The 18,898-nt window shown below is 67.2% G+C and carries 19 protein-coding genes; 6 read left to right on the top strand and 13 right to left on the bottom strand.

Features of this window, described 5'->3' with window-relative positions:
• Positions 1-23: 23 nt before the first annotated feature.
• Entirely contained in the window at positions 24-1,841 is a 1,818-nt protein-coding gene (locus tag M2428_RS20830; protein ID WP_277527870.1) for a DUF4389 domain-containing protein, read from the top strand.
• Between the two features lie 51 nt (positions 1,842-1,892).
• Here the strand turns inward: M2428_RS20830 and M2428_RS20825 are convergent, their stop codons facing one another.
• The 3 genes from M2428_RS20825 to M2428_RS20815 form a co-directional block, all read right to left on the bottom strand.
• Positions 1,893-2,843 carry a hypothetical protein gene (locus tag M2428_RS20825; RefSeq protein ID WP_277527869.1) on the bottom strand — a complete coding sequence of 317 codons (951 nt, stop codon included), beginning with the start codon at positions 2,841-2,843 and terminating at the stop codon, positions 1,893-1,895.
• Positions 2,840-3,322, bottom strand: a complete 483-nt coding sequence (locus M2428_RS20820; protein ID WP_277527868.1) for an ImmA/IrrE family metallo-endopeptidase — start codon at positions 3,320-3,322, stop codon at positions 2,840-2,842. The genes M2428_RS20825 and M2428_RS20820 overlap by 4 nt, the downstream gene beginning before the upstream one ends.
• A gap of 116 nt (positions 3,323-3,438) precedes the next feature.
• Complete coding sequence (locus M2428_RS20815) at positions 3,439-3,900, bottom strand: hypothetical protein (RefSeq protein ID WP_277527867.1); 462 nt, start codon at positions 3,898-3,900, stop codon at positions 3,439-3,441.
• Between the two features lie 352 nt (positions 3,901-4,252).
• Between M2428_RS20815 and M2428_RS20810 the strand changes: the two genes are divergently transcribed.
• Entirely contained in the window at positions 4,253-5,032 is a 780-nt protein-coding gene (locus tag M2428_RS20810) for an SDR family oxidoreductase (protein ID WP_277527866.1), read from the top strand.
• A gap of 6 nt (positions 5,033-5,038) precedes the next feature.
• Here the strand turns inward: M2428_RS20810 and M2428_RS20805 are convergent, their stop codons facing one another.
• From M2428_RS20805 to M2428_RS20790, 4 genes are all read right to left on the bottom strand, one after another.
• Positions 5,039-5,698 carry a GntR family transcriptional regulator gene (locus tag M2428_RS20805; RefSeq protein WP_277527865.1) on the bottom strand — a complete coding sequence of 220 codons (660 nt, stop codon included), beginning with the start codon at positions 5,696-5,698 and terminating at the stop codon, positions 5,039-5,041.
• 102 nt (positions 5,699-5,800) lie between these two features.
• Complete coding sequence (locus M2428_RS20800) at positions 5,801-6,793, bottom strand: transketolase C-terminal domain-containing protein (protein ID WP_277527864.1); 993 nt, start codon at positions 6,791-6,793, stop codon at positions 5,801-5,803.
• Positions 6,790-7,692, bottom strand: a complete 903-nt coding sequence (locus tag M2428_RS20795) for a transketolase (RefSeq protein ID WP_277527863.1) — start codon at positions 7,690-7,692, stop codon at positions 6,790-6,792. Before M2428_RS20795 ends, M2428_RS20800 begins: the two co-directional genes overlap by 4 nt.
• Complete coding sequence (locus tag M2428_RS20790) at positions 7,692-9,029, bottom strand: MFS transporter (protein WP_277527862.1); 1,338 nt, start codon at positions 9,027-9,029, stop codon at positions 7,692-7,694. The genes M2428_RS20795 and M2428_RS20790 overlap by 1 nt, the downstream gene beginning before the upstream one ends.
• A 192-nt stretch (positions 9,030-9,221) precedes the next feature.
• Here M2428_RS20790 and M2428_RS20785 point away from each other — a divergent pair, with 192 nt between their 5' ends.
• From M2428_RS20785 to M2428_RS20775, 3 genes are all read left to right on the top strand, one after another.
• Positions 9,222-10,046: a sugar phosphate isomerase/epimerase gene (locus tag M2428_RS20785; protein WP_277527861.1), complete on the top strand. Its 825-nt coding sequence runs from the start codon at positions 9,222-9,224 to the stop codon at positions 10,044-10,046.
• Positions 10,047-10,144: 98 nt separating this feature from the next.
• Entirely contained in the window at positions 10,145-10,918 is a 774-nt protein-coding gene (locus M2428_RS20780; RefSeq protein WP_277527860.1) for an SDR family NAD(P)-dependent oxidoreductase, read from the top strand.
• Positions 10,919-10,978: 60 nt separating this feature from the next.
• Positions 10,979-11,170, top strand: a complete 192-nt coding sequence (locus tag M2428_RS20775) for a hypothetical protein (RefSeq protein WP_277527885.1) — start codon at positions 10,979-10,981, stop codon at positions 11,168-11,170.
• Between the two features lie 235 nt (positions 11,171-11,405).
• Here M2428_RS20775 and M2428_RS20770 read toward each other — a convergent pair whose 3' ends face one another.
• From M2428_RS20770 to M2428_RS20755, 4 genes are all read right to left on the bottom strand, one after another.
• Positions 11,406-12,527 carry a sulfite oxidase gene (locus tag M2428_RS20770; protein WP_277527884.1) on the bottom strand — a complete coding sequence of 374 codons (1,122 nt, stop codon included), beginning with the start codon at positions 12,525-12,527 and terminating at the stop codon, positions 11,406-11,408.
• 147 nt (positions 12,528-12,674) lie between these two features.
• On the bottom strand, positions 12,675-13,529 hold the full coding sequence (locus M2428_RS20765; RefSeq protein ID WP_277527859.1) for an NAD(P)H-binding protein: 855 nt from the start codon (positions 13,527-13,529) through the stop codon (positions 12,675-12,677).
• A gap of 4 nt (positions 13,530-13,533) precedes the next feature.
• Entirely contained in the window at positions 13,534-14,538 is a 1,005-nt protein-coding gene (locus M2428_RS20760; protein WP_277527858.1) for an aldo/keto reductase family protein, read from the bottom strand.
• 40 nt (positions 14,539-14,578) lie between these two features.
• On the bottom strand, positions 14,579-15,214 hold the full coding sequence (locus M2428_RS20755; RefSeq protein WP_277527857.1) for a hypothetical protein: 636 nt from the start codon (positions 15,212-15,214) through the stop codon (positions 14,579-14,581).
• Positions 15,215-15,504: 290 nt separating this feature from the next.
• Between M2428_RS20755 and M2428_RS20750 the strand changes: the two genes are divergently transcribed.
• Positions 15,505-15,909 (top strand): YchJ family protein, encoded by a 405-nt coding sequence (locus tag M2428_RS20750; protein ID WP_277527883.1) that lies wholly within the window; start codon positions 15,505-15,507, stop codon positions 15,907-15,909.
• A 26-nt stretch (positions 15,910-15,935) separates the two neighbouring features.
• On the opposite strand, the gene M2428_RS20745 is transcribed toward M2428_RS20750, so the two are convergent.
• Both M2428_RS20745 and M2428_RS20740 read right to left on the bottom strand, forming a co-directional pair.
• Positions 15,936-16,715: a hypothetical protein gene (locus M2428_RS20745; RefSeq protein WP_277527856.1), complete on the bottom strand. Its 780-nt coding sequence runs from the start codon at positions 16,713-16,715 to the stop codon at positions 15,936-15,938.
• Between the two features lie 117 nt (positions 16,716-16,832).
• Positions 16,833-18,764, bottom strand: a complete 1,932-nt coding sequence (locus tag M2428_RS20740) for an acyl-CoA dehydrogenase family protein (protein WP_277527882.1) — start codon at positions 18,762-18,764, stop codon at positions 16,833-16,835.
• Between the last annotated feature and the right edge of the window lie 134 nt (positions 18,765-18,898).

Here is an 18,898-nt window from a genome sequence, read left to right as displayed (position 1 = left end):
GACCATCTGAAAGGACGGCGGCCATGAAAGCAGGCCGGATTGTCATGCTGGTGATCGGCTCGCTGTGCGCGCTGGTCGGTCTGGGACTGCTGGCGGGCGCCGGCGTCTCGGGCTGGGTCAATTACCAGCAGCGGGACGGCAGGTACTTCATCACGCCGTCGGAGCAGTTCTCAGGCAATTCCTACGCGCTGACGACCCCCCGGCTGGACCTCACGACCGGAGGTGGCGTGAACGACGGCGTCCCCGTGGACTTTGCGGGCAGCGTGCTGCTCCGCGGTTCCACCACCGATCCCGGCAAGGAAATCTTCATCGGAATTGCCCCGCGGGCCGATGTTGCGGCGTATCTGGCCGGTGTCCAGCGCACCGAAATCGTCGACGTCAGATTCCGCCCCTTCCGGGCGCTGTACCGCGACGTCAGTGGTGCCAAAATCCCGGCCGATCCGGCACAGCAGAACTTCTGGGCCGCGACTGCCACGGGCCCGGGGGAGCAGGAACTGACTTGGGACCTTCGCTCCGGGGCTTGGGCCGCAGTGGTCATGAACGCCGACGCGAGTTCCCCGGTGAGCGTGAATCTGCAGGCCGGGGCACGCACGGACCTGCTCTTGCCGGTATTCATCGGGCTGCTGATCGGCGGCCTGTTGATGCTGCTGATCGGGGTGCCGCTGATCGTGCTGGGCGCCGCAGGACTCGGCCGTAGCGGGCCGGGCCAAGGCGGAACGGGCAGCGGCGTCCCTCCTGGCTACCTGCCAGCCCAGCCGCATCCTGCGGGTGCCTACCCGCGCGGGGCCGCCCCCGGCCAGCAGAACACCTCTGCCCCGCCTGGTGCTGTAGCGGCTTACGCTGCCGCGCCCGGAACTCAGTATCCGGTGACTCCCTATCCGGTAACGCCGGGAGCGACTACACCGTACGTTTACCCCGCACGCCTCCACGGCTACCTGGACCCGAATCTCTCACGGTGGATGTGGCTCGTGAAATGGTTCCTGGCCATCCCGCACTGCGTCATCCTGTTCTTCCTCTGGTTCGCTTTCGGCGTGGTCACGATCGTGGCATGGTTCGCGATTCTGTTCACGGCGCGCTACCCCCGCTCGCTGTTCAATTTCAATGCCGGCGTGATCCGCTGGAACTGGCGCGTGGCCTTCTACGCCTTCAGTGCGATCGGCACGGACGTCTATCCGCCCTTCACGCTGGCTCGCACCGATTACCCGGCGGACTTCGACGTCGACTATCCCGAACGGCTATCCCGCGGCCTGGTGCTGGTGAAATCTTGGCTGCTGGCCATTCCGCATCTGCTGATCATCGGCGTGCTGACGGGGACCGCGACGACGTGGGTTTTCCAGGGCGGCGAGTGGGAACAGCAAAGTGTGGGCATCTCCCTCCTGGGGCTGCTGGTCCTCATTGCCGGCGTGATCCTGTTGTTCACGGGTCAATACTGGCGGGGGATCTTCGACCTCCTACTCGGCCTGAACCGCTGGATCTACCGCGTGATCGCCTACGTTGCCCTCATGCGGGACGAGTATCCGCCGTTCCACCTGGATATGGGTCCCATCGATCCGGGCGAGCTGCCGGTGCCGGCCTACGCCGGCCCCGCAGGGGGCCCCGCAGGGGGACCCGCGGTCGGACCGGCGGCAGGACCCGCGGCAACCGGACCCGACGGCGGACCGCCCGCTCCCAGGCCCTCGGACGGAGCAGCCGGCGCAGTCGGTGAAGGCCCCCGCGGTGAAGGACCCGCGGCAGCCGGACCCGACGGCGGACCGCCCGGTCCCAGGCCCTCGGACGGCGCAGTCGGCTCAGCCGGTGAAGGCCCCCGCGGTGAAGGCCCCGGAGGGCCGCCCAAAAGCTAGTGCCGTGCAGCGTTGACGACGCCCCCGGGCCTTATGACCGGATCGGAGCTGTCAAGGAAGCCGGTTCAGATCGAGCTGCTCTTCGGCGGCCAGGAGGAAAGTGCGCTCTTGCGCAGTCATGGTCCCGCCGGACGCAAGCTCGGCATCCCAGACTTCAACGATCATCCGGTGCAGCCGTTCCCCGGTTGGCGCGGCGGGGTCGCTTTCGAGGAGGCGGTCGGCGCCTGCATGCTGAAGGACCCGGTCCCTGATGGGTTCGACGCCGGCGAGGGTGTCGGTCGCCCAGCGGGCCTGCCGTTTGAGGCGGGTATGGCCGGCCACGGCGGGGACCGTCAAGCCCGCCCCGCCCAGGATGAGGGTGAGCATCTCCACGACCCGGATGATGGTGTCGGAGGGCACGGGGATGGCCAGAAGCGCCGGGATCGGGACGAAGAGCAGTCCGATCGTGAACTTAATCGTCACGAACAGGGCGAGAACGCTAGCGGCGCCGACCATGGTGAACCCGACCTTGAATGACCGGCGCATCCTCGGGATATAGCGGAAGCACGCGACGGCGACCCCGAAGCACACCCACCCTGTGTAGGCGATCAGCACGGCGGAAAACAGGGCGGCTGGCAGGCGCTCATGGTAAAGCCCCCAGCTGTCGGTCGTCGTGGTGGGGCCAGTCAGGACGAAGAACATCAATTCCAGCGCCAGCGTGAGAGTCAGCGGCAGGGAGACCACGAGTGCCCGGCGCGTGCCGGCCGGGACGATCGCCTCGAGGACTGAACGCCGGAGGTACCAGAGGCTGAAGATCATCGAGGAATGCAAGGCAAGCTTGGCCAGATTGATTCCGCCGATGTGGGCATCGACCGCGGCGTATACGGCCGGCGACATCAGCACCGAGCCGGCACCGGCGAACAAAGCCGAAAGGAACACGGTATCGCGGCGGTTCCGCATCATGGCCGGGATCCGGGCCGCGGCGAGAACGAAAAGGACCGCGGCTGCGACGAGCTGGATCATCCGAAAACCGATCCAAAGTTCCCCGGCTGGCCGCCCGAGCGGTCCTGGGAACGTCGGATGCGTGCGGCGAGACGGTCCGCCAGGAGCTCCGCGGCGACCTCGAACTCATTGAGGAAATCGGCCCGCTTGAGTGCCCTGACGACGCGCTCCGGATCCAGGTCCGGGAAGAACGTGCCGGCATATTCGGCGGACACGATGTCCTGCTCGTGATGCAGGATCATATGGGCGAACTCGTGGAGGACAATCTGCTGCCGGTGGACTTCGGAGGCGGCCCGGGCGTGCAGGATCAGGTCCATGTGGTCCAGTCCGAACCACAGCCCGCAGACCTTGTCCGTTGCCCCTTCGATGGGTTTGATGACGATCTTGCGGTTCCGCTGTCGTTCAAGGTGCGCCTGGATTGATGCCGGGGACACCGGCTCGCTGAGGGAGAGGCTTGCTTCTGCTTCCCGTGCCCGCGACCGGGCGGCGCCGTAATCCATGTACCGAGTCCTTGGCTGTTGATAGAGCGTCAGCGTGGACACGCCACTTCCTGACGGCCAAACCTCGCCAGAAGCATATCAGTGCAGGTCAGAGCGAGGTTAGGTGCGCTGGGATGTCAGGGTCGGTCAGAATCCCCGCGGGAGGTCTCGTCGGAATCCCCGCGGGAGAGCTGCTCGTCGATCAGATCGCGGATCTGGAGCAGGGTTTCCGGGGAGAGCCCGTCCAGCTGGCGGGCTGCGAAGTTGCGCACCTTGTTGACCCGCATCGAGGCGAGCAGTTCAAGCTGCGCCTCCACCCGGGGCGGAAGCTCTTCGTCGCCGTCGATCAGGTAGTTCTCGCTTACACCGAAGAACTTGGCCAGATTCTGCAGGAGTCCGACCTTCTTGACGGCCGGTCCCGTGCCCGATCGCATGTAATGCCACCGGGCGCGGGAGAGCGGCGTCCCGGCAGCGGACATGGCGTCCCGGACATCGATGAACGTGACTTTTCGGCCCTCGGCTTCGGCGGTGTCCAGCAAGATGTTCAGCTTGCGGGCAAGGGCTGGACCCGGCGCGGAGGTCGGCTGGTCGTCGCTCACAGTGGCTTCTTTCATCGGACAAAATTCGTCGGGCGCGGGCTTGTCACAAATCGTCAGGTCGCCTGCGAGTCTAGCAGATTGGACATGTCCAATATTTTCCGGGTAGGCTCACACAAGAAATTGGACGTGTCCAATTTCTTGTGTGCTGGGGCGGATACAGCCCGCCCGGCACGTCGTGGTTCGGTCAGGAGTGTGCATTGGGGGGACGCCTGGCCGGGTCCCGGCGTCGCAATCGTCCCCGCCACGCCGCGGGCAGCGCCGGTCCGCGCGGCTGCCGGTCCTCTTGCCACCGGCCCTCCGCAAGAACATAGTTGAGGGAATTCACGAACTCCGCGGCACTAGGCAGGCGACCATGCTGAATATCGGGATTCCGGAAAACGGCTTGCTTCACGGCAAGACCGCCCTGATCTACGGCGGCGGAGGAGCGGTCGGCGGGGCGGTGGCGAGGGCTTTCGCGGCCGACGGCGCCACGGTCCACATCGCCGGGAGGACCGAATCGCGGCTGGAAAAAGTAGCCCATGACATTCGCGAGGCCGGCGGCACTGCCGAAACCGCCGTCGTCGACGCGCTGGACGAAGAGCAGGTGGATGCCTTCGTAAGCCGGGTGGCGAAGAAGAGCAAGAGGATCGATATCTCCTTCAATGTGATCTCGTTTGGCGACGTGCAGGAGCCACTCATGGAGATCGACGTGGATGACTTCACCCGGCCCATCACGCTGGCCGCGCGTACGCACTTCCTGACCACCCGCGCGGCCGCCGCTTACATGGTCAAGCAGCGCTCCGGCGTCGTGCTCATGTTCGGCGGCTCCGGTCCGCAGACCATCCCGGGCCTGGGCGGGTTCAAGGTGGCGCTGGACGCGATGGAAGGGCTGCGCCGGCAGTGGGCCCTCGAGCTGGGAAAACACGGCATCAGGGTGGTCACCATGGTCACCGGCGGCATTATCGAAACCATCCCCTGGCAGGCCGAGGGCCGCGAGGAGATCGTGGTGGAGATTGCCAGGGCCGCGCACTTGAACCGCACGGCCACGCTGGCGGACGTCGGAAACGTGGCCGCCTTCATCGTCTCGGACAAGGCGGCGGCCATCACCGACGCAACCGTCAATATCTCCGCTGGCGCGATCGTGGACTACTGACGCCGGCTAGGCCACCAGGTTGGCTGCGGCGCCATCCATGTGTTCGAGGACCGTTGTGCGGGCCAGTGTCGCGTCGCCGGTCTCGATCGCGGCGACGATGTCGTGGTGCCGGTCCACGCTCATGTTCTTGACGGCCCGTTCGATCCCGGCAAACATGATGGACATCCGAATGGAGCCTTCAAGCGACTCCCAGGAGTGCAGCAGGGTCTCGTTTCCGGTGAGCCGGCACAGGGTCCGGTGGAATTCGAGATCGGATTCAATCCGTTCCTCCAGGCTCGCCTCGGCGGCCGCGGCCATGGCGTCGACGGCCGAGCGCAGGGATGCAATCACCGAGGCCCGGTCCGGCAATTCACACAGCGTCCGGACCGCGAGCGATTCCAGCGCCGCTCGGACGGCGAAGATGTCCCGGATTTCCTTGCTGTCCAGGTGCCGCACGGACAACCGGCCGCGCGGTCCTGCCGAGAGCAGTCCTTCCTGTTCCAGCTGGCGCAGGGCCTCGCGCAGTGTTCCCCGGCTGATCTGGAGCATGTCGGACAGTTCGGTCTCCACCAGATGCCGTCCGGGCTCTAATTCACCGCTCGTGATGGCCGTCCGCAGCGCGGATAGCGCCTGCTCGCGGAGGCTCTTCTTTTCCAGTCCGAGAAGCGGGGCTGTTGCTCCGGCCATGGCTTGTCCTCACTGTCAGTGGTCAACTGTCTACAGTTGGTCTGTTAACAGTTGATGATACGGCACGGACGCGGGACCGGCAGCTGCCGGCCCCGCGCGTCTTCAGGCAAGCTCGGCGAGTACCTTGGCGACGATCCTCTGCACCGAGAGCCCGTAGCGTTCGTGCAGGGTGGGCAGCGCGCCGGCGTCGAGGAATTCGTCGGGTAGCGCCACCGGCACCACCCGTTTGCCCAAGCCCGCGGTGACCACGGCCGAGGCGACGGTCTCGAAGAGGCCGCCCACCACGCTGTGGTTCTCCAGCGTGACCGCGAGGCGGTCCGTATTCAGCTCGGCGAGGACCGTCGCGGCGTCGAACGGCTTGATGGTGGGGGCATGGACCACCGCGACATCCACGTGGTGCGCCGCCAGCGCCTCGGCCGCCTGAAGGGCCCGCATGGTCATCAGCCCGCTGGAGATGAAGACGACGTCGCGGCCCCCGCGTAGGACTTTGGCCTTGCCGAGTTCGAACTTGTAGTCGTACTCGTCCAGCACGGTGGGGACGTTGCCGCGCAGCAGGCGCAGGTATGTGGGCCCCTCGCTGGCAGCCAACTGCGGGACCGCCTGCTCGATGTCCAGCGAGTCGCAGGGGTCCACGATGGTCAGGTTGGGCATGCCGCGGAAGATCGCCATGTCCTCGGTTGCCTGGTGGCTTGGTCCGTAACCGGTGGTCAGCCCGGGGAGCCCGCCGACGATATTGACGTTCAGGTTCGGCTCGGCGGCGTCCAGGCACAGGAAATCGTAGGCGCGCCGGGCGGCAAACACCGAGTACGTCGACGCGAAGGGGACCAGGCCCGTCTCGGCCAGGCCTGCGGCAGCGCCGAACAGCAGCTGCTCGGCCATGCCCATCTGGAAGAAGCGTTCCGGGAAGGCCTGGGCGAAGATGTGCATGTCCGTGTATTTGCCCAGGTCCGCGGTCAATCCCACGATCTTGTCGTTCTCCTGCGCGGCCTTCACCAGGGCGTGCCCGAACGGCGCGGACATGGTCTTCTGGCCCGGATCCGCGAAGGAGGCGATCATGGCCGAGGTCTTCAGCTTCGGGGTGGTGGCGGTGCTCATCGTTCGGGCTTCCTTTCGTATCCTGCGCTGAGTTGTTCGCGGCAGATCTGCCATTCGTGTTCCTCAATGCGCATGAAGTGGGCTTTTTCGCGATCTTCCAGGAGCGGGACGCCGCGGCCCACCTTGGTGTCGCACAGGATCACGGAAGGACGTCCGACGGCGGCGGCTTGGGCGGCTGCGTTGTCGAATGCGGCCAGCAGCGCGCCGACGTCGTTCCCGTCCACGCGCTGGGTGTACCAGCCGAAGGCTTCCCATTTCTCGGTGACGGGCTCGGTGCGCAGCACGGTGTCCGTCTTGCCGTCGGCCTGCAGGGCGTTGATGTCCACCATGGCGGTCAGGTTGCCGAGCTGGTGGTGGTGGGCGCCCATTGCGGCCTCCCACGTGGAGCCTTCGTCGAGTTCGCCGTCGGAGAGGAAGTTGTAGACGCGGGCGGCCGAGCCCTGGTACCGCAGGCCCAGGGCGGCGCCGACGGCGATGGAGAGACCGTGGCCAAGGGAGCCACCGGAAATCTCCATGCCGGGGGTGTAGGTGGACATCCCTGACATCGGCAGCCGGGAATTATCCGAGCCGTAGGTCTCGAGCTCCTTGACGGGGATGATTCCGGCCTCGGCGAGAGCCGCGTAGTGTCCGATCGCGTAGTGGCCGGTGGAGAGCAGGAACCGGTCACGTTCCTCCCACTCGGGGTTCTCGGCGCGGAACCTGAGCTGGTCCGCGTAGACAGCGGCGAACATGTCGGCCGCGCCGAGGGCCTGGCCGACATAGCCCTGGCCCTGGACCTCGCCCATGGTCAGTGCGTGGTGCCGGATCCGGAAGGCTGCCGCCTGGACCCGTGCAGTCCGCTCCGTTGCTGATTCGCCGGAGATCTTGCCGGGCTTGTGCAGTTCGTCGATGGCGGCCATCAGGCGTTCACCGCCTGCGGGGTGTTTTTGGTGGCCTCGTCCGCGAGCTTGCGCTCGCGCTTGCCCCAGGTTTCACGGGTGGCGACGGCGGCCCACAGTCCGATTGCGGCGTAGGTGCCGAAGAGCAGCGCCGGTCCCATCCACCCGAAGCTGACGAACAGCAGCGTGGTGATGAACGGGGTGAAGCCGGAGACCATGGCGGAGATCTGGTAGGCCAGCGAGGCGCCGGAGGCGCGGGTCTTGGCCTGGAAGAGCTCCGGGAACCAGGCGCCCTGGGCGCCGGCCAGGGAGTTCTGGCAGACGGCGTAGGAGATCACGAGGGTGGCGATGATGAAGATGAACAGGCCGGTGTTGACCAGCAGGAACATCGGGACGGCGAACAGTACGGCGAAGGCTGTGGACCAGATGTAGAGCGGCCGGCGGCCGATCCTGTCCGTCAGCCGGGCCCAGGCCTGGGTTGCGAAGATGCCGATGGCGGAGGCGATGCACAAGGCCACGAGTGTCTGGGTCTTGTCGGCCAGGTGCTGGCTGTTCAGGTAGGAAATCATGTAGGTGACGGAGACGGCGTAGCCTGCGGTCTCGGCGATGCGGAGGCCGATGCCCTTTACGATATTGCGCCAGTCGGTCCTGATGACCTCGACGATGGGTGACTTCACGATGGCGCCGCTGTCCTTGACCTCGTCAAAGACGGGGGACTCGGGAACCTTGGAGCGGATGATGAGGCCGACGATTACGAGCACGATGCTGGCAAGGAAGGGAATTCGCCAGGCCAGTTCGCCGCCGAGGTTCACGCTGACCAGGAACACGAGGTTGGCCAGCAGCAGCCCCACCGGGAAGCCGGCCTGCACGATGCCGGTGTATTTCCCCTTTGACTTCCAGGGTGCGTGCTCGTAGCTCATGAGGATCGCGCCGCCCCATTCCGCACCGAAGGCCAGGCCCTGGACGATGCGGACGAACACGAGCAAAGCGGGTGCGAGCAGGCCGACCTGGCTGTAGGTGGGGAGCAGGCCGATCAGGAAGGTGGCGACGCCCATCAGGATCAGCGAGGCCACGAGGACGGGCTTGCGGCCGAGCTTGTCGCCGAGATGGCCACCGATGATGCCGCCGATCGGGCGGGCCGCAAACCCCACGCCAAGCGTGGCGAACGCGGCGAGAGTTCCCGTCACCGGATCGCCGGTGGGGAAGAACGCCGTGCCGAAGTACAGGGCCGCGGCCGTACCGAAACCGATGAAGTCATAAGTTTCGATGACGGCGCCGACGCCGGAGCCGATCGCGACGCGCCGGGCCTCTTTCGTGCCGTGCACCGGGCCCCGCATGGTGAGAGCTTCGTTGCTCATGTCAATCCCTTTCGAAGAGAGCTGCCGACGCTTCCGCACCGGCACTGTCGACTGTTAACAAATGATATGCCAGTGTGACCCGCGCCATAAACAATGTCAACAGTCAACTTCAAAGGTTGACTGTTGACAGTTGAATTTGTAGTGTGGTCCATATCACCACCGCCTCCGGGCGCGACCAGAGGATCAACGACGATGTTCAATTCCCGACTGGGCTGCTCGTCCATCAGCTTCCGCCACCAAGACCTGCCCGAGGCCCTGCGCACCATCGCGGACCTCGGCTTCGAGGAAATAGATCTCGGAGCCCTCCCCGGAGTGTGCGACCACGTTCCCTACGACCTCGACGCCGATGCCGTCAGCGCCGTGACGGCCGAGGTCGTCGCCTCCGGGCTGCGGGTCCGGTCGGTCAACGGGGACATTGGGGACCTGAACGCCGTGCTCGACGCCGACGCACAGTCAGCGCGGGACCGGCACCTTGACGCCCTCCTCACTCTGGCGGCCGGCACCGGCGCCAAGGCCTTGGTCCTGCCCTGCGGCGCCCTCGGCCGCGAGCCCGTCCGCGGCCTCGACGAGGACCTGGACACCGTTGCCGGGCAACTCATCGCCGCCAAGCAGTGGGCGGACGGGTTCGGCGTCGAACTCTGGACCGAATCACTGCACTTCCTGCGGTTCTGCTGGAACGTGGAGCGCGCGGAACTGCTGGCCCAGCGGCTGGCCGGCTCCGGCGTCGGGATCGTTATGGACTTCAGCCATATCGTGGCCGCCGGCGAGGACCCGCTGGACTACCTCACACGCCATCAGGGCCGGATCGCCCACGTCCACCTGCGCGATGCCGTGCCGGGGAACATCAACCTCAGCATCGGCAACGGCCAGGCCGATTTCGCCGCCGGACTGGCCGCCCTCGCGGCCGATGGCTACACCGGCCACTTCTCCCTGGAGCTGGAGACCCGGGACGTCACCCACGGGGAACGCCCGGCCGCGGCCGCCAAGGCCGCCAGCTTCATCACAGACCTCATCTGACTATCGGTTGCTCCGTAGCGGCCGTTTTGGACCATCAAAACGGCGCTTGTGGAGCAATCGATCCCATCAATAGACACAACACCCAATCAAGGAGCATCATGAGCACCATCCAGCGCACCGCCGTCCTCACCGGGGCAACCTCGGACCGGGGCATCGGCATCACCACCGCCCGCCGCTACGCCAGCCAGGGCTGGGCCGTGGTGATCCTGGACCTCGACGGCGAGAAGTCCGCCAAAGTCGCAGCCGAGATCGGCAACGAGTTCAACGTTCCGGCGTTTGGCTACGAGGTCGACGTCGTCAGCGAGGACTCCGTGACAGCCGCGTACAACGCCGTGGCCGCAGAGGTCAGCTCCGGCAGCCTCCCCGCCGTCGGCGCCCTGGCCAACATCGCCGGCATCACCTCCCCGGTGCCGTTCCTCGAGACCACACTGGACCTCTGGAACAAGGTCATGGCCGTGAATGCCACCGGAACCTACCTGGTGACGAAGGCCTTCCTGCCGGACATGATCGCCAGCGGCTGGGGCAGGATCGTGAACATGTCCTCCGTCTCCGCCCAGCGCGGCGGCGGCGTCTTCGGCAAGGTCCCGTACTCCGCAGCCAAGGCCGCCATCCTGGGCTTCACCAAGGCCCTGGCCCGTGAAATCGGCAGCACCGGCGTGACCGTCAATGCCATCACCCCCGGCGCCGTGGACACCAACATCCGCGTAGGCAGCACGGATGAGCAGGAGGCGGCCATCAACGCCGGCATCCCGCTGGGCCGCAACGCCAGCACCGAGGAAATCGCTGCTGTCATCACGTTCCTGTCCTCCGAGGAATCCGCCTACCTCACCGGAACCACCATCGACATCAACGGCGGAAGCCACATCCACTAGCAGCCACACTGTTCAGTAGATCGAGCGTCAGACGACCGTACGCAGCCGAGAGAGCCCACGATGACCAGAATATTTAACAACCCGTCAGACTTCGCCGAGGAGGCCCTCGCCGGCTTCTGCGACGTCCATGCGAACCTGGTGCGCCAGGTGCCCGGCGGCGCTGTCCGCCGGCACCGGCCCCGCCAGCCGAAGGTGGCCGTGCTGGCCGGCGGCGGCTCGGGGCACTACCCGCACAGCTTCGGTGGGCCTTAACGCTCAAGATTTCCCTGCTGCTCTTCGTGGTGCCTCTGCTGATCGGGCTGGGGAAGCCGATCTCCCTGGCCCGGCCGCCCTCCCGCCACGGGGGGTCGACCGGCTGAACAAGGCGCTCGAACACGAAGCCCGCGGCTTCGATGACCTCACGGACGGGGAACTGGACGAACTGAATGCGGAGCACCTGCGGCGTGGCCGCTAAGCACCCGCACGCCAAGTCCCCGTACCGCGGGCACTACTCCACGCTGACCCTGACCCGCTGCACCACGTTGTTGCCCATGCCCTGGTAGTTCCACGTCGGTTCCAGCGGCTGCACCGCGCCACTGGAATCGGTGGCGCGGCAGGAGAGCTCGTGTTCGCCGGGATCGGCCACCCAGGGCAGCGACCACGCGCACCAGGCGAACGGCGCGGCCGGGTGCTCCAGATGGGCCGGGGCCCACTTTCCGTCGATCCCGACGTCGACGCGCTGCACGGCGCCCTGCCCGGACCACGCCCGGCCGGTCAGCATCACCGGTCCGCGGGGCAGGATCCGGCTCCGGGTGAAGAAGTCCGGGACGCCCGGGGGAACCATGAGCGAGCGGACCTTGATCCACGTGACCGGGGTGCCGGGATCGTCGGCATCCTGCTGGTAGCGGTACGCCACGGCCTGCTGGAACCCGGCATAGGGTTTGGTCAGGACCCTGATCGAAGACAGCCACTTCACGCTCGCCATGCCGTACCAGCCGGGCACCACCAGCCGGAGCGGATAGCCGTGCTGCGGCGGCAGGTCTGCGCCGTTCATCCGGTAGGCGAGCACGACGTCGGGCCGCAGGGCCTCGCCGATCGGAAGGCTCCGGGCGAACTGCTGGGCGACACCGCCCTGGACACCGGAGTCCGCCCCGGTGAACAGCACCTCGACGGCGTCGTCCTCCACACCGGCCTGGGTCAGCAGGTAGGCCAGCGGGACGCCGGTCCACACCGCGGTGCCGACTCCCTCCAGGACCCACGGTTGGCTCAACGGGCGGGGCCGCAGCAGGGACCGGCCGTTGCCGGCGCACTCCAGGGTGACCGGGAGGGTGATGCTCGGTGCCCGGCGCAGGGCCCGCATGCTCAACTCCACGGCCCGCTGCACCGCGCCGCCGATCTGCAGATGCCAGTGCTCAACGTCGATGAAGGGGATGTCGAAGTGGGTGAGCACGTAGTGCAGCCCGGGCGGAGTGGTATCGATCTGCAGGGCCTCTAGCGGCATGGAATGATTCCGCACGGCGAGCTGGAGCTCGTCCGCTGTCAGCGGGCCGTGGCTCGGCTCCCCGGAATGCGGCGCGAGTCTCCGGTCCTGTCGCCGCGGACTTTTCAGGACGCCGGAGTGTCTGGACATTTGCTTTGGCATGGCGTTGCGATTCTTCTCCGCATCGGCCCGTTGCTGGCCGGTGTCACCTGAAATCAGGTCTACGCCGCAGCTCGGAAACCGTCAACACCGGGACAGGCCGGCCCGTCAGGTCCGGCGAGGACGCCGGCCCGCGGGCTACAGCGTGTGCGCCTCAGCCAGGAACTGCTCGAGGCTCAGCGGTTCGCGGCCCGTAAGCTCATGAACCGCCGACGTCGGGCCGGCCAGTTCGCCGGCCGCGATGGCCGTGTACGTGCTCACCCAGGCGTCCACCTGCCACGGCGGCGCACCGTAGGCGGCGCGGGACGCGTAGGCCTCCTCCAGGGTCTCGTTGTGGAAGGTGATGGCCCGGCCGGTTCCGGCGGTCAGGAGCTCCGCGCCGCGGGCCAGCGAGATGTTTTCCGGGCCCGTCAGATCATAGGTCCGTCCCACGTGCAGGGCCGGGTCCCGCAACACGGTAACGGCCGAGCGGGCAACGTCCGCCCGCGCCACGGCCGCCATCACGCCGTTCCCGGCCGGGCCGCGGATGACGCCGTCTTCCCCGGCCAGCAGCGGCAGGAAGTCCAGGTAGAAGTTGTCGCGAAGGAACGTATAGTCCATGCCGGAGGCCTTGATGCGCTCCTCCGTCGCGAAGTGGTCCCGGCCCAGGGTGAACGTGGAGTCCGGCGCCGCGCCGAAGAACGAGGTGTAGACGATGTGCTGGACACCCGCTGCGGCCGCCGCGTCGACGAAGGCGTGGTGCTGCTGCAGCCGGTCCTCGGCCTCGGCGGCGGAGACCATGAACAGCGTTTTCGCGCCGACCAGCGAAGCCTTCGTCCGGTCCTGATCGGCGTATGTGGTCACGAAGGCGACGGCATTTTCGAGCTCAGGTGCCCGGGCGACGTCCCGCACCAGGAGCCGTTGCCCGCTTCCGGCCGCGGCCAGCAGCCTGGCCACCAGGCCGCCCAGGTGGCCGGTGGATCCGGTGACGGCGAGCTCGGGCGCGTTGGGCATGGGCCTAGGCCTCGCGCGAGGCGGGTGATTTGGTCTGCGCGGGGTCGCGTTCGGCCAGCGGGCCGATGACGGCGTCGATCTTATCCATGATCACGGCGTCCAGCTTCACGCCCGCGGCCGCCACGTTTTTCTCGATCTGCTCCGGCCGGGACGCGCCCATGATCGCCGAGGCCACGTTCTTGTTCTGCAGCACCCAGGCGATGCTGAGCTGCGCCATGGTCAGCCCGGCCTCCTCCGCAATCGGCTTGAGCTGCTGGACGCCGGTGAGGACCTCGTTGGACATCCAGCGCTCGATCATCCGCGAACCGCCCTTGGAATCCGTGGCGCGGCTGCCCTCGGGGGCCGGCTTGCCGGGGTGGTATTTGCCGCTCAGTACGCCCTGCGCGATCGGGGACCAGACGATCTGGGACAGGCCCAGCTCTTTCGACGCCGGAATCACCTCGGCCTCGATCACCCGCCACAGCATGGAGTACTGCGGCTGGTTGGAGATTAGCTGGAAGCCCAGTTCGTTGGCGAGGGCATGGCCATCGCGTATCTGGTTGGCCGTCCACTCGCTGACCCCGATGTACAAGGCCTTGCCCTGCCGCACGATGTCCGCGAAGGCCTGCATGGCCTCTTCCAGCGGCGTCTCGTAGTCGTAGCGGTGGGCCTGGTAGAGGTCCACGTAGTCGGTCTGCAGCCGCCTGAGGGAGCCGTTGATGGATTCCATGATGTGCTTGCGGGACAGGCCAAGATCGTTGTGGCCCTTCGGCCCGGTGGGGCCGAAGACCTTGGTGAAGATTTCCAGCGACTCCCGGCGCTCGTCCTTCAAGGCTGAGCCGAGGACCGTCTCAGCCGCGGTGTTGGCGTAGACGTCCGCCGTGTCGAAGGTGCTGATACCGGCGTCGAGCGCGGCCCGGACGCACTGGGTGGCGACGTCGTTCTCCACCTGGGAGCCATGGGTCAGCCAGTTGCCAAACGTGATTTCTGAAATCTTGAAGCCGCTGTTCCCGAGGTATCTGAATTCCATGGGTTCCAACGTAGCGGACTTGCCTGCCCGGGGTAAGGGCTCAGCCGGCCTTGCGCTCCTGGGCCGGCTGTTTGGCCTTCCCGGCCGGCTGGCTGCCGCGCAGCGACACGAGGGAGCCGGTATCCAGCAGGCAGTTTGCCGCGGGCATGGGCGGCTTTTGGAACGCCCGCGGGACGGCGCCAAGTGTTCCGTTGGTGTCCGTGGCCGACTGCACGAGGGCTGAGACTTCCTTGATGTCCCGTGCCGGTGCCATGGGGTTGGGCAGGTCCCGGACGGTGACACGGACGGCCCGGCCGGCTTCGGCCCTGGCCCTTGCGGCAGCGCGGGCATCTGCCCGGGCCACGGCGGCCGCCCACTCCGGCGACAACGCCGGCTCCTTCTTGCCTGCATTCCGGGCAGGGGGGCGAGGCTTCTTCGTCGCGGCCGGGCGCGCGGGCTGTGCGGCCTTGGCCGGCTCGTTTCGGGTCCGATCTTCCCGGGCCCGATCTTCCCGCATGGCGGGGCCTTCGCGGAGGAGCCCGGCGGCGGCCAGGACAATGACTGCCGCCAGCCGGCCGATCCCTGCGAGCACGAGCGTGGCGGCGAAGACCATAAAGAGGCCGAGGAACATGACGAACGCCACGCCGAGGGTCCCGAAAAACGTCAGGTTCAGCGCAATGGTTGTTGGATCTTCCATGTCACCTCTCCTGGCCGGCCTGCTGCAGCGTGGTCCCTGCCGCAAGCACGTGGCGGGCAGGAGCCCCCTTAACAATACGTACTTTTCCTCGGCCGCGTGCCGCCCCGGGCGGTCGCGGCGAAGATGTGTCGAAGCCGTTATCCGCGAGCGGGGCACGGCCCCTCCGCCTCGGCGTCTATAGTCAAAGACAGCCCCGCCGGTGTCCGTCCGGCCCGCCGGAAGGACACCTTGTGACGCACGCCGCAGCAGCCGATTCCGAGCCCGCCGGCGCGTCCGGCGCGGACAGGTCCCTGAGCAGTCCGGCCTCACCATATGAGGGGAACTGCCCGTGCCTGTCCGGCGAGGCGTATGTCCACTGCTGCGGCCGGTTCCATCGCGGAGATGCCGAGGCGCCGACGGCGGAGCAGCTCATGCGCTCCCGGTACAGCGCCTTCGTGGTCCGGGACGCGGACTACTTGCTCCGGACCTGGCACCCGGACACGCGGCCCGCGGAACTGGAGTTCGATGCCGGCATGCAGTGGCGTCGCCTGGACATTCTTTCCACCAGCCGGGGCGGCCCGCTGGACAGTGAAGGCGTGGTGGAATTCGCCGCGCACTACCGGCACGAGGGCGAACGCGGTGTGCAGCGCGAAACTAGCCGCTTTGTCCGGGTGGACCGGCGCTGGTATTACGTGTCCGGCGTCGTGTCCGGCTGACGTCTCCGAGCTGGCCGTACCCCGGGCTAGCGGCGTGAGGGTGAGGAGTCCCCGGCTGAGGAGTCCCCAACAGGGGGCTCCTCCACCGCTGCCGGGCTGAAGCCGGCCCGATCCACCTTGCGGTGGAAATGCATGCCCGCGAGGCCGCCCAGCACCGCACCCACCAAAGCCACCAGGGCCACGACAATCGCCGCGATGATGCTCAGGGTGTTCAACTGGCCCTCGTTGATCGGGATGCGCGGGAAACTGTTCAGGTTTGCCAGGATGTTGAAGCGCTGCCCGGCAACCAGACCCAGCACGGCTACCACGATCGCCGCGATCAGGGCCCAGATCCAGACCATCAAGCCCTGCCTGGCGCCGTTGAAGCGGGCCATCCGCCCGGCCACATAGCCGCCGCAGTAGTAAGAGATCAGAAGGATCACCAGCAGCACGATGATGCCGGCCAGCCCGACCGTCTGGTTGTTTGAGGCCTGGTCTACGGCATCGTTGACATCGGTGTTGGTGGCCAGTCCGACGGCGGTGCCGCCGGCCGCAACCAGTGCGGTGAGCAGCACGGCCGTACCCGTGGCCGCCAGCCAGCCGAAGAATGCGGAGCCGACTTGGATGCCGCCGAACTGTTCCTTTTCGCGGGCCACGACCGTTTGGCGCGTGGGGATCTCTTCCACGCTGGTGTCCACAGCAGTGTCGTGGCGGGGTGCATCACGGGCGGGGTCGTCGTGGCGGACTGCCGTAACCGGCCCGGTCGTGCGGTCTTCCTGCGTGGTGAGGCGTGTCGTCTTGTCGTCGGGGCCTGGAGTGCTGCTCATGAGGGCTGCTCACTTTCGCTGAATGACCGGGCACCGGAGGGGTGACAGTCTGGCATCCACCTAACCACGGCCGAATCCGGTTAGCAAGGGTACTTACTATCAGCGGCAGCGGTCCTTTCAGCGATACTTGCGGTGCAAGTCTTCCCGGACCGAGGCGCGCCGGCTGGCGTCCGCGATCCACGGACCGGTCCCTTCTGACTGGTCCAGGACCCCGGCCTCCAGCCAGGCGTAGTCGCCGGAAAGCGTCTTGCGGGCCAGGGCGTGGTCGGCGTCGTCGGTGTTCCGCCACAGCCGGTCGAAATATTCGTCGACGCGAACACGGGCCTGTTCGCAGTATGCCTCGGCGAGTTCGTATGCGGAGGCGCCGCGTTCCGGCTGCGTCCGCAGTAGCATCTCGGCCCGGGAACAGCAGGCCGCCATGGCAAATAGCTCCGCACCGATGTCTACGATCCGGCCCAGGAACGCCTGCTTGTGCTCAAGCTTCGCCTGCCAGCGGCCCATTCCGTAGAAGGTCTGCCGCGCCAGGCGCCGGGAGGAGCGCTCCACGTAGCGCAGCTGTTTGGCGAGCCGGCCGAAGTCGCTGTAGGACCGCGGATCCATGCCCGCGCCCGCCACGAGTTTGGGCAGCCACTTCGCGTAGAAGCCGGAGGCGCCGACGGCGGCCTTCGCCTTGTCCGACAGGCGGGCGTCCTCCGAGGCGAGGTCCCCCGCGGCCGCCAGGTGCGCGTCCACGGCTTCGCGGGCAATCAGCAATTTCATGATTTCCGAGGACCCCTCGAAGATCCGGTTGATCCTCATGTCGCGGAGCTGCTGTTCCGCGGCGACGGCGCGCTCGCCCCGGGCCTCGAGCGAGTCCGCCGTTTCAAACCCCCGGCCGCCGCGGATTTGCACGAGTTCGTCAGCGATGAGGCAGCTGATCTCCGTGGACCACAGCTTGGCCAGGGCAGCCTCGATCCGGATGTCCTTCTGCCCGGCGTCGGCCATTTCCGCGGAGAGTTCAAACACTGCGTCCAAGGCGAAGGCACTGGCCGCGATGAAGGCGATTTTCTTGCCCACGGCCTCATGCTGGCCGATCGGCCGGCCCCACTGGGTGCGGGCGTTGGACCATTCGCGGGCGATCTTCAGGCTCCACCTGCCCGTGGCGACGCACAGCGCGGGGATCGAGAGCCGGCCTGTGTTGAGTGTGGTGAGGGCGATCTTCAGGCCCTGACCCTCCCGGCCCAGCCGGTTGGCGGCGGGGACCCTGACCTGATGGAAGCGGGTGACGCCGTTTTCGATCCCGCGGAGCCCCATGAAGGTGTTGCGGTTTTCTACGGTAATGCCGGGGGAGTCCATTTCCACCACGAATGCGCTGATGCCGCCTTTGTGGGCGGTCCCGTCCGCATCGGTGTGCGGCGGCACAAGGGCCATCACCACGACGAGTTCGGCGATGACGCCGTTCGTGGTCCATAGCTTGACGCCGTCCAGGACGTACGACTCGCCGTCGTCGGAGAGGACGGCCGTGCTGCCCATCCGGGCGGGGTCGCTGCCGACGTCGGGCTCGGTAAGCAGGAAGGCGGTGATGGCTCCGGCGGCGCAGCGGGGCAGGTATTCCCGTTTCTGGGCAGCAGTGCCGAATTCTTTAACCGGCTCCGGGACGCCGATCGACTGGTGCGCGGACAGCAGGGCGCCGAGGCTTGGGTGCACCGATCCAAGCAGGGCCAGTGCGCGGCCATAGTACACGAGGGTCAAGCCCAGCCCGCCGTATTCGCGGGGAATCTTCATGCCGAAGGCGCCGAGCTCGGCGAGCCCCTTGAGATAGTCGTCCGGGATCCGGTCGTCCCGTTCGATGGCGCGCCCGGACATCGTCCGGCAATAGTCGGTCAGCCGGGCCATGAAGGCCTCGCCGCGTTCGACGTCGTCGGCGGGGGCTTCGGGCCACGGGTGGATCAGGCTCAAGTCGAAGCTGCCGAGGTAGAGGCCCTTGGCGAAGCTGGGCTGTTTCCAGCTGGTCTCGCGGGCGGCCTCGGCGATGGCCCGGGCGTCGGCGGCCGTCGCGTCGGGGCCGATGTGGTCCGGCGCCCCGGCGGTCTCCGGCGCCGGCGCGCCCGGCGTCGCGGGGCCTGGTGTCAGAGAGTCGGGTGTTGGGGAGTCGGGTGCGGTGGCGGGGTCTTCAATGGCGGAGCTCACTGGGCATCTCCTCT

The organism is Arthrobacter sp. ES3-54 (assembly GCF_029504395.1).
Lineage (GTDB): Bacteria > Actinomycetota > Actinomycetes > Actinomycetales > Micrococcaceae > Arthrobacter.
This window is presented reverse-complemented; position numbering and strand designations above follow the sequence as displayed.